At 61.4% G+C, this 12,849-nt stretch carries 13 protein-coding genes and 1 tRNA gene; 8 read left to right on the forward strand and 6 right to left on the reverse strand.

Annotated features, from left to right (window positions below):
• Positions 1-45: 45 nt before the first annotated feature.
• Positions 46-1,074, reverse strand: coding sequence for a uroporphyrinogen decarboxylase (gene hemE / locus QGV55_RS18090; protein WP_281019238.1), 1,029 nt, complete (start codon positions 1,072-1,074; stop codon positions 46-48).
• Between the two features lie 71 nt (positions 1,075-1,145).
• Entirely contained in the window at positions 1,146-2,213 is a 1,068-nt protein-coding gene (locus QGV55_RS18095; protein WP_281019237.1) for a TauD/TfdA family dioxygenase, read from the reverse strand.
• A 442-nt stretch (positions 2,214-2,655) separates the two neighbouring features.
• On the opposite strand from QGV55_RS18095, the gene QGV55_RS18100 reads away from it, so the two are divergent.
• From QGV55_RS18100 to rho, 6 genes are all read left to right on the forward strand, one after another.
• Entirely contained in the window at positions 2,656-3,477 is an 822-nt protein-coding gene (locus QGV55_RS18100) for a pyruvate, water dikinase regulatory protein (RefSeq protein WP_281019236.1), read from the forward strand.
• Positions 3,474-4,106, forward strand: coding sequence for a Maf family protein (locus QGV55_RS18105; RefSeq protein ID WP_281019235.1), 633 nt, complete (start codon positions 3,474-3,476; stop codon positions 4,104-4,106). Before QGV55_RS18100 ends, QGV55_RS18105 begins: the two co-directional genes overlap by 4 nt.
• A 3-nt stretch (positions 4,107-4,109) precedes the next feature.
• Positions 4,110-4,964: a shikimate dehydrogenase gene (locus tag QGV55_RS18110; RefSeq protein ID WP_281019234.1), complete on the forward strand. Its 855-nt coding sequence runs from the start codon at positions 4,110-4,112 to the stop codon at positions 4,962-4,964.
• The gene (gene coaE / locus QGV55_RS18115; RefSeq protein ID WP_281019233.1) at positions 4,964-5,572 is read left to right on the forward strand and encodes a dephospho-CoA kinase; all 609 of its coding nucleotides are present in this window, start codon (positions 4,964-4,966) and stop codon (positions 5,570-5,572) included. The genes QGV55_RS18110 and coaE overlap by 1 nt, the downstream gene beginning before the upstream one ends.
• Positions 5,573-5,633: 61 nt before the next feature.
• Complete coding sequence (gene dnaQ / locus QGV55_RS18120; RefSeq protein ID WP_281019232.1) at positions 5,634-6,308, forward strand: DNA polymerase III subunit epsilon; 675 nt, start codon at positions 5,634-5,636, stop codon at positions 6,306-6,308.
• Positions 6,309-6,553: 245 nt separating this feature from the next.
• A complete protein-coding gene (gene rho / locus QGV55_RS18125; protein ID WP_281019231.1) occupies positions 6,554-7,810 on the forward strand; it encodes a transcription termination factor Rho in 1,257 nt (418 codons plus the stop codon).
• Between the two features lie 187 nt (positions 7,811-7,997).
• Here the strand turns inward: rho and QGV55_RS18130 are convergent, their stop codons facing one another.
• Positions 7,998-8,513 (reverse strand): glutathione S-transferase family protein, encoded by a 516-nt coding sequence (locus QGV55_RS18130; RefSeq protein WP_348638814.1) that lies wholly within the window; start codon positions 8,511-8,513, stop codon positions 7,998-8,000.
• Here QGV55_RS18130 and QGV55_RS18135 point away from each other — a divergent pair.
• Positions 8,482-8,550: transfer RNA gene (locus QGV55_RS18135), tRNA-Phe, on the forward strand. The genes QGV55_RS18130 and QGV55_RS18135 overlap by 32 nt on opposite strands.
• Before the next feature lie 422 nt (positions 8,551-8,972).
• Here the strand turns inward: QGV55_RS18135 and QGV55_RS18140 are convergent.
• A complete protein-coding gene (locus QGV55_RS18140; protein WP_281019230.1) occupies positions 8,973-10,142 on the reverse strand; it encodes an MFS transporter in 1,170 nt (389 codons plus the stop codon).
• A gap of 186 nt (positions 10,143-10,328) precedes the next feature.
• Between QGV55_RS18140 and QGV55_RS18145 the strand changes: the two genes are divergently transcribed.
• On the forward strand, positions 10,329-10,892 hold the full coding sequence (locus QGV55_RS18145) for a TetR/AcrR family transcriptional regulator (RefSeq protein ID WP_281019229.1): 564 nt from the start codon (positions 10,329-10,331) through the stop codon (positions 10,890-10,892).
• Between the two features lie 313 nt (positions 10,893-11,205).
• On the opposite strand, the gene QGV55_RS18150 is transcribed toward QGV55_RS18145, so the two are convergent.
• Both QGV55_RS18150 and QGV55_RS18155 read right to left on the reverse strand, forming a co-directional pair.
• Positions 11,206-11,853, reverse strand: coding sequence for an MAPEG family protein (locus tag QGV55_RS18150; RefSeq protein WP_281019228.1), 648 nt, complete (start codon positions 11,851-11,853; stop codon positions 11,206-11,208).
• Positions 11,850-12,818 carry a transposase gene (locus tag QGV55_RS18155; protein ID WP_281019853.1) on the reverse strand — a complete coding sequence of 323 codons (969 nt, stop codon included), beginning with the start codon at positions 12,816-12,818 and terminating at the stop codon, positions 11,850-11,852. Before QGV55_RS18155 ends, QGV55_RS18150 begins: the two co-directional genes overlap by 4 nt.
• Positions 12,819-12,849: the final 31 nt, after the last annotated feature.

A 12,849-nucleotide genomic window follows, 5' to 3' on the forward strand; every position in this document is an offset into this window, starting at 1 on the left:
CTGGCTCCGATGATCCCAATGGAACGGTCAGTCGATGGGTCGCCCTCAGACTGCCTTCAGCATCTCCGACAGCTCGGCCACATGTTCCGGCGGTGTTTCCGGCACGAACCCGTGGCCCAGGTTGAAGATGAAGTTGCGGTGACCGAAGCAGTCCAGGATGTGCCGGGTGGCCTGGCGCATCGGCTCGCCGCCGACCATCACCAGACGCGGGTCCAGGTTGCCCTGCACCACCCGGTGCGGCTGCACGTTGGCCGCAACCCATTGCGGGTCCATGCTCCAGTCCACGCTCAGTCCGGCGATCCCCGGAATCCGCGCCGCGTGGGCCAGCGAGGTACCGACACCCCGCGGAAAGCCGATCACCGGAATATCCGGATAGTCGGCATGGATCAGTGCCGCGATCTGCTGCAGCGGCTGGAACACCAGCGGTTCCAGGTATGCATGCGGCAAGGCACCCGCCCAGGTATCGAAAAGCTGCACGGCCTCCGCCCCGGCCGCGATCTGCGCCTTCAGATAGGCCGCCGTGCCCTGCACCAGCAGATCCATCAGCTTCCCGAACCCCTCCGGGTCGCTGAAGGCCCATTGCTTGATGGTCGGATGATCGCGGCTGCCCGATCCCTCCACCATGTAGGTTGCGACAGTCCAGGGCGCACCGGCAAAGCCGATCAGCGCGGTCTCGGCAGGCAGGGAGCGGCTGAGACGGCTGACGGTCTCATAGACCGGTCCCAGGCCCTCGTGCAGGCGGTCCATGTCCAGGGCGGGAATGTCCGCCGTCCGTCGGATCGGTTCCAGCACCGGACCCTCACCGACCCTGAACTCCAGATGCTGGCCCAGCGCCTGGGGCAGCAGCAGGATGTCCGCGAACAGGATCGCCGCATCCATGCCGAAGCGCCGGATCGGCTGCAGGGTGACTTCCTCAGCCAGATCCGGCCGATAGCACAGGTCCAGAAAGTCCCCGGCCTCCGCCCGCGTGGCCCGGTATTCCGGCAGATAGCGTCCGGCCTGGCGCATGAACCAGAAGGGCGGCCGATCAACGGGTTTGCCGTTCAGTGCCGCAAGAAACCGCTTCTCAGTCATCAGATCTCCTGGTGGTGATGCTTGTTGCTGACCCCGGCCAGCACGGTCCGCCGAAAAAGCCGCCAACCCGCTCAGACAGGTTCCAGAGGCACCGTCAGCCGTGTTCCGTCAACCAGGATTCCGCCCCGGTCGCCGATCATGGTGGAGCCATAGCGCTCCGCATAGACATCTGGCAAGGGACGTGCCCCCGGAATTGCCAGCCAGAGCCGCAACAGGTGCCGCTTGCGCTCCGGCTCCGGCCAGTCCTCATAGGCCAGCCGATCGTGCAGGATGGTGTGATTGTGCACGAACTGGATGTCGCCGGGCCGGAACTCCATCTTCAGATGCATCGCCGGATCATTGGCAAGCGCGTCGAAGCGGTCCAGCGCCGCGACCTCCAGGTCCAAAAGGCGGCGCGGCCCCTCCAGCCGGGCGGAGGAGGTGATGTAGCGCCGGGCATAGATCACCGACAGATAGCCTGCGTGATGATTGAACACGGGAATGTCGAACCAGGCCTTCTTGCCCGGGGGAATCTCGCCCCGCCGGTCGGTCGGAAAGCTGCTGAACAAGGCCCGAAGCAGTTCCGGGCAGTCCCGGTGCATTTCATTGTAGATCTGCATCGAGCTGACGATCGCCGACTCTCCGCCTGTCCTGGATGTCCTGAGACAGAGCAGCCCCACCACGTCACAGGAATCCGTATGGAACGTCTGACGCTCCGTGGTCTGGTAGATCCTGACCTTCGGATCGTCCGTCGACAGCCCCAGGTCCCTGACGTGACCCAGCAGGTGCCCCTGCGCATTCTGACTGCGGGGCACGCCCATCAGCAGGCCAAGCCCGTACCACACCGCCGCTGTCTTCTGCATGTCCCAGTCATGGATCGGCAGTCCCCGCGCCAGCACGAACCCCCTTCCAGACAAAAGGGTGTCGCACCAGTCACTGGTCCTGGCGGTCAGCACCGGGTGGTCCAGATCACTCCGCTCCATCCCTGCCAGTGGCTTTCCGCTTGCCAGAAAATCATCGACCCTCTCCGAAAGTGCCGTGATGAAGGGCTTGTCCAGCAGATCGATCCAGCTTTCGGGATGCGGTTGCAGGTCCGCGCCACGCCAGGCGGATGCGCCCGTGATCGGTTCCGGCAGGGCCAGGGTCGCTGTCTCGTTCATGGTCTTCTCTCGGTGATGGAATCCACGCACAGGGTCCTCTCTCTTACTCTTATCTTATAGATAAGAATCTGGAGGTTGTAGCTGGTCGCTGGATAGCGGGGATTGTTTTGTCTCCCGCGGTTGCGCACAGGCTGTTGCCGGATCTTCGGTTTCATCCCCGTATTGCCCGGAATGCCGGCTCCCGGATTCCCGGCCGTTGTCAGCAGATGTCCACAGGCCGGTCGGGAACCTTCATGGTTTCACCCGTTGTTCACCCCGTCCACTGCTTCCCTGACCCGTTGCCCGTTTCCTGTGGGGGCAAACAGGCGGTGCGTTTGCGAAACTGCCCTTCTCTTCCCTCGCATCCGATTCCCCCCGACTGTACATTCCCCTGTGGATCATCTGATCCGGCGGACGGCAGATCGCCCCTCCCGCCCCTATTCCAGCAACGGACGCCAGCACCATGAACAGCTTTCACCTGCATCTGGTCTCCGATTCCACAGGTGAGACCCTGACCGGAATCCTCAATGCCGCGCTGGTGCAGTTTGCCGATGCCAATGCGGTGAAACACCTCTGGCCGATGATCCGCAACCGGGCGCAGATGGAGCTGGTGATTCGCAGCATCCAGGAATCCCCGGGCATCGTGATCTTCACCGTGGTCGATCCCGACCTGCGCCTGTTGCTGGAAGAGGCCTGCCGTCGGCTTGGCGTGCGCAGTGTGGCGGCGCTGGACCCGGTCATGACGGCGCTGGGCAGCTTCCTCGGCGGGGAAACGCGCGGCCGTCCCGGCATCCAGCACGAGATGAACAACGAATATTTCGACCGGATCGAGGCGATGCACTTCACCCTGATCCATGACGACGGCCAGCATGTGGAGGATCTGGATCGTGCGGACGTTGTCCTGGTCGGCGTTTCCCGCACATCGAAGACCCCGACCTGCATGTACCTGGCAAATCGCGGGCTGAAGGCGGCCAATGTCCCCTTCGTGCCGTCCGTTCCCCTGCCCGAGCAGCTGCTGAAACTGCGCAAGCCCCTGGTCGTGGGCCTGACCACATCCTCCGAACGGTTGAGCCAGATCCGGCGCAACCGCCTGCTCAGCCTGCGGGAATCCGGTGACAGCGACTATTCCGACCCGGAGGTCGTCGCCGATGAACTGGCGGAGGCCAAGCGTGTCTTTGCGCGCAATCGCTGGCCCACGATCGATGTGACCCGCAAGTCGATCGAGGAATCCGCCGCGGCGATCCTGTCGCTGTATCACCGCCGCATGAAAGAACAGGCGGTATGACTTCAACGGGACCTACCGGGCTTGTTCTGGCGTCGGGAAGTATGACCCGGCGCCGCCTGCTCGCCGGAACGGGGCTTGCGTTCCAGGTCATCCCGGCGGATGTTGACGAGGCCTCGATCAAGGTGGCCGCGCAGCGGGAGGGCCAGTCGCCGGACCTGATCGCCCGGGCCCTTGCACGCGAAAAAGCGAATGTGATCAATACTCTGCATCCGGAACAGCTTGTCCTGGCGGCGGATCAGGTTCTGGTGGCAGGGGACAGCCTGCTGGACAAACCAGTAGGGCGGGAGGGGTTGAAATCCCATATTACACTGCTGAGTGGCCGGGTTCATTTTCTGATCAATGGCGTCATCCTGATGCGTGCGGGCTCGGTCATGTGGTCCTACTCCGACCGGTGCGAAATGGAAATGCGGCCCCTGTCGGCGGACGAACAGGCCCTCTATGTATCAAACGCACCGGATGCGGTCATGTCGTCGGTTGGCGGTTACAGGATCGAGGCGGAGGGGATACACCTGTTTCAGCGCATGACAGGCGACTGGTCCTCGATCCTGGGCCTGCCTCTGCTGCCCGTGCTGGCGGCACTGCGCCAGGCCGGTATCGCATGGCGCGGGGGAGGCGGGGAGACGGAATGAGACATGTCTGACGATCACATGCGGACGACCGTGCCGGAAGCCGTCGCGGCAGTGCTTGGCTGGCCTGTGGCACACAGCCTGTCGCCGCGCCTGCACGGGTTCTGGTTGCGGGAGCAGGGAATTGCGGGAACCTACCTCGGTCTGCCTGTGACGCCCGAGAATTTCGGGACGGCAGTACATGGGCTGGCCGCCGCGGGGTTCCGGGGCGCCAATGTGACGGTGCCGCACAAGCTGGCGGCGCTGCGGCTGGCGGATGATGTGGATGATGCCGCCCGGGCCATCGGTGCGGTGAACACGCTGGTGTTTCAGCCCGACGGGCGGATCCTGGGACGCAACACGGATGCCTATGGCTTCATGGCCAACCTGCAGCAGGCCGGAGTGGATCCGAAAGTAGGTCCGGGGCTGGTGATCGGGGCCGGCGGGGCCGCGCGTGCCGCTGTCCATGCCCTGCTGGTGGCCGGTTGCCCGCGAATCTATCTGACCAACCGGACCGAGGCCACCGGGTATGCCCTGGCCGAGAGTATGGCTGATGACCGAATTGCGGTCTTGCCCTTCAACTGTCTGAAAAAACTGCCTGATGACATTGTATTGCTCGGCAATACCACCAGCCTTGGTATGGCGGGCAAGGGCGTACTTGATGTGGATCTGGCCGGTCTGGCGGAGACAGCCTGGGTGCATGATATCGTCTATGTGCCGCTGGAAACCCCCTTGTTGCGGTCTGCGCGTCAGCGGGGTCTGAGAACGGTTGACGGGCTGGGCATGCTGTTGCATCAGGCCGTACCGGCGTTCCGCGCCTTCTTCGGGCGTGACGTCGCGGTGACGGACAGCCTGCGGGCGCATGTTCTGGGGGGGAAGTGATGGCATATGTTGTGGCTCTGACCGGGTCCATCGGCATGGGGAAATCCGCGACGGCGGAAATGTTTCGCGCGGCCGGGGTGCCCGTGTGGGATGCCGATGCGGCGGTGCACGAGATCTACGCGAAGGGCGGCCCGGCGGTGGAGCCGGTGCGGGCGCGCTTTCCCGATGCGGTCGTGGACGGTGCCGTTGATCGCGAGCGGCTGAGCGCGGAGGTCGTGGGCAACGATGCCGCCATCCGTGACCTGGAGAAGATCGTGCACCCGCTGGTGGGCGAACACCGGGCGGCCTTCCGGGCGCAGGCGGATGCCGATGGCGCCGACATTGTCGTGGTCGATGTACCGCTGCTGTTCGAGACCGGCGGCGAGAAGAAGGTGGATGCGGTTGTGGTCGTCAGCGCCTCTGCCGAACAGCAGCGCGAGCGGGTGCTGGCACGACCGGGCATGTCAGTGGCCAAGTTCGAGGCGATCCTGGCCCGCCAGACACCGGATGCGGAGAAGCGCGCCCGTGCCGACCACGTGGTCGACACCAGCGTCAGCCTGGCGGAAACGGAGGCGCAGGTCCGGGCGCTGGTGGCTGAGATGCGTGCGAAGCTGGCTGCGCAGGGCTGACAGAAGTCGCGCCGATATGGTAGGTTCCGCGCTGTTGAACACCAGATGATGGGGTCCCCTGATGCGTGAGATCGTTCTGGATACGGAAACCACGGGACTGGATCCGAAGGACGGTCACCGCATCGTCGAGATCGGCTGTCTGGAACTGATCGACCGGGTCTGGAGCGGCGCGACCTACCACCAGTACATCAATCCCGAACGGATGATGGACGAGGGCGCATTCAAGGTGCACGGCATCTCCGACGAGATGCTGCAGGACAAGCCGGTCTTTGCCGACATTGCTGAGGGTTTCATCCGCTTCATCGGTGATGATCCGCTGGTCATCCACAATGCGGCCTTCGACATGAAGTTCCTGAACTGGGAACTGAAGGCCGCCGGGCACAAGGTGCTGCCGATGGACCAGGCCATCGACACGCTGGCCATTGCGCGCAGGAAGTTCCCCGGCTCCCCCGCCAGCCTCGACGCCCTCTGTCGCCGCTTCGACGTCGATACCTCGTCGCGTAACCTGCATGGGGCGCTGATCGACTCCCGCCTGCTCGCCGACGTCTATTATCACCTGGTCAGCGCCACCCAGGCCGGGCTGACCTTCGGCTCTTCGGGTTCCGACAGCGAGGGCGGCACCGTGCGCCGCATTGCACGGGAACCGCGGCCTCACCCGCCCCTGCCGCCGGCGGAGGAGGAAGCGCACCGGGCCTTTCTGCATGCGGCGGTCAAGGAGCCGATCTGGCAGCGCTGAGACCGCTGTCCGCGCCGGAACGGCCCGCGCAAGGGCCTCGCCCGCGTCATTTTCCGTTTGCAGCCCTGCCCGAACGGTGTATGGAAAAGGCAGTTACGGCCCTGCCGTGACACCATCCCTTTCCGGAACCCGACACGCGCCGGCCCTTTGCCAGGCGATCCCGGACTTCCGACATCCGCTGATGAACAGATACCGGGCCCGAATGCGGTCCCGGACCCTGACCCCTTCCAGATTTGATGGTTGCAATGAATCTAGGTGTACTGAAGGCCAAGACTCCCACGGAACTGCTCTCCATGGCCGAAGAGCTGGAGATCGAGAACGCGTCCACCATGCGCAAGCAGGACATGCTGTTCGCGATCCTGAAACAGCTTGCCGAGGACGGTGAGGAAATCACCGGTGTGGGCGTGCTGGAGATCCTTTCCGACGGTTTCGGCTTCCTCCGCTCGCCGGAGGCCAATTACCTGCCCGGTTCCGACGACATCTATGTCAGCCCTACGCAGATCCGCCGTTTCTCGCTGCGCACCGGTGACACGGTCGAGGGCGAGATCCGCGCGCCGAAGGACGGGGAGCGCTATTTCGCGCTGATGAAGGTCTCCCTGATCAATTTCGAGGATCTGGAAGCCGCCCGCCACAAGGTTGCCTTCGACAATCTGACCCCGCTCTACCCGGACGAGCGGCTGCACATGGAGCATGATGATCCGACCAAGAAGGATCGTTCCTCCCGCGTCATCGACCTGGTTGCCCCCATCGGCAAGGGCCAGCGCGGTCTGATCGTCGCGCCGCCGCGTACCGGCAAGACGGTGCTGCTGCAGAACATCGCCCATGCCATCTCCGCCAATCACCCCGACTGCTACCTGATCGTGCTGCTGATCGACGAGCGGCCGGAGGAAGTGACCGACATGCAGCGGTCGGTGAACGGTGAGGTGGTCAGCTCCACCTTCGACGAACCGGCGCAGCGCCATGTGCAGGTCGCCGAGATGGTCATCGAAAAGGCCAAGCGCCTGGTCGAGCACAAGCGTGACGTGGTCATCCTGCTGGATTCCATCACCCGCCTGGCCCGTGCCTACAACACCGTGGTGCCGTCCTCGGGCAAGGTGCTGACCGGTGGTGTCGATGCCAACGCCCTGCAGCGCCCGAAGCGTTTCTTCGGTGCCGCCCGCAACATCGAGGAAGGCGGCTCCCTGACCATCGTCGCCACGGCGCTGATCGATACCGGCAGCCGCATGGACGAGGTCATCTTCGAGGAGTTCAAGGGCACCGGCAACTCGGAGCTGATCCTGGACCGCAAGCTGGCCGACAAGCGCACCTTCCCCGCCATCGACATCACCAAGTCCGGCACCCGCAAGGAAGAGCTGCTGGTGGACAAGGCGGCCCTGACAAAGATGTGGGTCCTGCGCCGCATCCTCGCCCCCATGGGCACCACCGATGCGATGGAATTCCTGCTGTCGAAGCTGAAGGACAGCAAGAACAACGCGGATTTCTTCGATTCCATGAACACCTGACGGTAACGTCCGGTTCCGGTCTTCTCTTGCTTCCCCCCTTGCGGGGGAAGTGGCCGCGTAGCGGTCGATGGGGGGTGGAGCCGAAGGCTGTTGCACCGCGGTGAGATCATGGCGGTTCGGCTTCGCTGATTCACCCCCATCCCGGCCTTCCCCCGTCCAGGGGGAAGGGGTTCAGGCCCGTGTTGCCCTATCCCAGAGCGATACCCTTGGGCAGACCTTCGCCCTGCGGGGTTGCCTGGAAAGGTTCAGTTGCGGCCAGCCGGTCCGAGAGGGCGGTCAGTTTCGGGCAGTCCATGCGGGCAAAGAAGTTGGGGCGCTTCTCGACCCCGAACTGCCAGAACACGGCGACTGTCAGGTCTGCCTGGGTCATGCGGTTCCCCATGAACCAGTCCCCCTGCAACTGCTGCTCCAGCCACCGGAAGCCGTCCACGGTCTGCCGGTCGCACATCTTCGCCCAGGGCCGATGCACCATTTCCGGCGGACGCAGGTGATGTTCGTAGAGGGATGAGACCAGCTTGTCGGTGGCACCGGACGCAACGGCCAGAAGGTTCAGCACCCTGCGCCGTTCCGCTCCCGAAGGCGGTGTCAGCGCCCGCTCCGGACCCGCGAGATCGTCGAGACAGTCGATGATCGTGCTGCTTTCCACGATGGTCTCGCCATCGTCGAGGATCAGAGCAGGGATGCGGCCCAGCGGATTGAAAATCCTCGTGTCGGTGGTTCGATTCCGCCCCTGGGCACCACTTTTAACAATAAAATCGATGGCTTAGCCGAGCGCAATGCGCGCTAAAGTTGTGTAATTCAAAAACACACGTTAAACACACTTTTTGCCGTGTTGCTGACTATTTTGACTGCGGACTCGCTCTGTTGGACACTGTGAAGCTGCTCTGTGCTGTGTTGTCGCAAAAACTTGGAACACTGTGTTGCCCGCTATGTTACCAACACTGTGTTCGCAGTTTGTGGTTCAAACACTGTGTTGGCGGAGTTTTGGGCGGACAGGATTGTGGACATTTATAAGTTGATTGACGACTTTTGGCACATAGCGGGTATTCGCCGCCGATGCGGCTAAGATCAGCTTAAAGCCCAAATTTTCTACGGATCTAGATGCAGCTAATAGCTGGTATCTTGCCTGGCGCTCCACTTCATTCAGAACAAATGCCCGCTTTCACGTAGTCTTCGCCTTGGAAGGCGGATTTATCTGCTTAGATATGAAGAACAGGAGTGTTGCTAACGCAAGCACAGCAACCGAGGCAATTGGCAAAGCAACCGGGCCATAAGCTTCGTAAACAGCGCCACCGCCCGCTGCGCCCAGCCCCTGACCTCCGAAAAACGCAGATGCGTTGAGAGCTAGGGCCAGTTGGGCACGTGCGCCCGCTGTCTCCATCAGCCGCGCCTGCAACGGAGCCAAGCAAAGGGCCCAGCCGACACCAAAGAAAATAAACGCCGGGTATGACAGCCAGTAGAAGTGGGGTGCCGCCCAGAGGATCTGAAAACAAACTGCCGTGAAAGCGAGGCCACCAAGGATTGTACCATCGCGCCCAAGCAAACGCACCAAATGGGAGGAAAAGGCATTGCCAATCACTGAAGCGATACCGGCTGCCAATAGGGCCGTTGTCAGCGCTGTGCGTGGTGCCTCCCCCACCTCGATAAGCCAGAATGCGATCATTGCGTAGGTGATGAAGCCGCCGCAGATCAACAAAAGCGTGGTGGCGATGGTCAGTGATGTGGCACGGTCAGCCAGGACCGCAAGCATAGCCGTAAATGAGGCTCGAGTGCCGCGTACGCCACCAGAAACGCCAATCACCACGCCAAATGCGGCAACAAAAGCTGCACCTCCTGCCACGAACCAGGCAGCGCGCCAGCCAGCTGCCTCGGCCACAGCACTGGAGATTGGCAGGGCCACCACTAATGATGTTGTGAGCCCGCCAAAAACCACAGACATAGCGGCCGGGCGCTGCGCCTCTGTCACCAGTGATGCCGCAATGACTGAGGCCGTGGGCATCACTGAAGCGGCACCTAGGGCCATAGCTACCCGAGCTGCCATTGCCTGCTCCCAGTTTTGCGCAAATCCAAGTGCCATGCCGCCGCAACCTAGCAAGACAAGTGAGACAAATAGCACTGCGCGGCGCTCCCAATGGCCGATCAGAACCTGCGCGACCAAGGCCCCAACCGCAAGCGAGAATGAAAAGGCCCATACCAGCGCGGCGACATCCTCTGCCGATACCCCCAGGCCGGATCGCATCTCAACCTGTACCGCGATAATGGCAAGCGAGCCCCAGCTTGCGCAGAACTGACAGAACCCGAGCAGGATGAGAATTGGCCAAGCACGTCCCATAGTTTTTGATCCCTTCGATCGCTACGCGCATGCTGAAGTCTAGTTTTCTCTTGCCGAAAGTCGCTGCACGTTGTTGCTAATTTTATACTATAGCGTATTTTAATGCCCATGCAAGCTTAAAATACTAACGGGTATTTATTTATGAACACAAAAGGAAACAAACCCGCCCGCGGGCGCCCGAAAACCATGAGCCGGGATCATGTGCTTAAAATCGCGGTGGAAAGCTATTGGGCAGATGGGCCGACGGGCGTTTCGATAAACGAGATTAGCCGCCGCGCTGGTGTGTCCAAGCCTGGCATTTATCGGGAGTTCGGTAACGAAGATGGGCTGAAACAGGCCGCCCTGATAGCATATCAGGCGACCATCCTGGCGCCATTGGTAGATGTTCTCACGGATGATGTTCCCTTTGGTCAAGCCTTGCAAGCGCTCACTGATTTCGTCCTTTTGGACCACAAGGCGCACGGTTTGCCGGATGGCTGCCTTCAGGTTACAATGTGCCGCAGCAAAGATGATCTTGGAATGCTCGCGCGGCAAAGTGCCGACAAGTTCCGGGAACAGACCTTGTGTGGCCTTGAACAGTGGATCGAAAGGGCGAAGTCAAAAGGACAGTTCGCCTCAAACATACCCTCAAGGACGGCAGCCCTTTATATTGATGCTCAGATCGCTAGTGCGATGGAGCTACAGAAACAGGGCGCGGCTCAGGATGAATTAGAGCATGTCTTCAAACTTGCCCTGTCAGTATTTTCCTGAAAAATGGCACCCCTATTCTCGGCCATAGCTGTATTGATTTCTCGAACCAGTCTGGCGAACTTGCCATTGGTGCGCGGGCGAAGAATGACGGTTTCGTTCACAAATAGAAATTACATCTCAGGCTGTCTGAAAATATTTGGAATTTTATTAAAAATGCGTACTACCCCTTTATAGGGGTAGCACTGACATTCATTGACTTCATCGTATCAATCAAATTAAGTAAGTGGAGTGGCTCCAGTCTCCATGCGAATAATCTGTTGGTTTAATTATTGGATTTCATTAAGAGAGTGAGGCGCCACAACTTCTCGACAAGTCAAAGAACCAAGCCCACATAGAGCAGAGCGGTGCATACGAAGGCCGTTACCCAAGCAGCGGTTCGGAACCAAACGATCCCGAGCGCGTAGAGTGCAACATATGCAATTCGAGCGAGCAGAAACGTCAGCATCAGTTGATCAGCCAAATTGTTGGCGGCATCGGACAGGTGGGTCATCAAAACTGCAGGTGCTACCAAAGCGAGCGCAAGCAGCGAGTTATTCGCGGCGCGTTCCATTCGCCCAGCAAGGCCTGTCAGAACGAGATTTTCTCGATTGCCGGCAAGCGTCGATAGCCCGACCTGCTGGGCCGCTACCAAGACTTGGGCCAAGATTACAATAACGACAATCAACCCGTAAATTGCCAGATAGAGCACAAAGTCTTGCATATGTTCGTCCTCCAAACGGTAGGTCTTTGCTATTGTTAACCGACATTCCCCATATGGTTTGCCTTCCGCTACGGTAAGGCCACTGAATGCAACTTTCCAAGCAATTTTCTCCTCTGGCCCTCGTGGGATGCGGCGTGCCGGCCGCGAAGAGCGGCTGAGCAGGTCGATCCAATCGCTTGAGGCTTCGTTCCGCCCGGTTTCGGGCATACCTATCCCGCCGCCACCGAAGCGACTTGCGGTTCTGAGGTCGCCGCCGATCATACTGACACCGTTGCGACCGGCGGGTCGCGCAGGCCGTTGATCAGGCAGAGGATGCCCGCAAAAGTTGCCCGAGGCAGCGCCGCCTCGGCAAACTGGAACACGGCATAGCGGGCGTGGCTCACGAGACGGGCGCCGGTCTTGATCAGTCTCTCGCGCAGCGAGGTCAGAGACCAAGCTCCAATCTCATCGGGTGTCGCCAGCGTGCGCAGGAAGTTGGCGAGGTTGTAGGCCAGCGCGTGAAGCTGCAGCCTGACGGCGTTGGCCGCGAAACGCATGCAAGAGAGCCGCGCCTCCGCCGAATATCGCACCAGCACAGGCTTGAGCACATCTTCCCAGCCATCGGCGCTGTGGACATTGCCCGGCCTCAGAGCGCACCGCTCCAGATCGCCGAACTGGTTGAACACAAACAGCGGGTGCAGGCACTTCTTCTGGAAGTGGCCGTTCCAGACAGCGCCTTCCTGATCGCCATGCGCAGGGCTTTCGGAACTGTCCATGTCGAGGGTGATGCTCTTCAGTGGCCGCCGTTCATGCACCGCGTCGATCCAGCGCCCCGGCAAGTCGACCAGGCTGGCGAGGTTCTCCGGCCGCGTCAGCATCTCCGTCTCGAACCGGCCCATGGCGCTGGCCGACGCCGCACCGCGCTTGACCGCCCGCCCACCGACAAGCTGGCGCATCACTGGATCGCGGCAAAGCCGGTCGGCATCGTTGACGTCCTCGTACCCGGCGAGTCGAGAGAAGACGGACTGGCGCAGGAGGCCGTCGAGGCGATGCCGCCCGTTTCTGCCTGTGCGTGGATCGGCGACCAACTCCGCCGCCAGGACGGTCAGACCGAGGGCGTCATCAAGTTCGCGATGGAGCAGCAGCCCGCCGTCGGAACTGATAGAGGAACTCCGAAACCCCACCTTCACCGAGCGGTCAAATTGCAGCCGCAGAGGCCCCGATCCCGCTTCACCCGTCGCGTCCACCGCCAAATCCGCCCCCAATCACGTTTAACCT

This window comes from Minwuia sp. IMCC3009 (assembly GCF_029909415.1).
Classification (GTDB): Bacteria; Pseudomonadota; Alphaproteobacteria; order Minwuiales; family Minwuiaceae; genus Minwuia.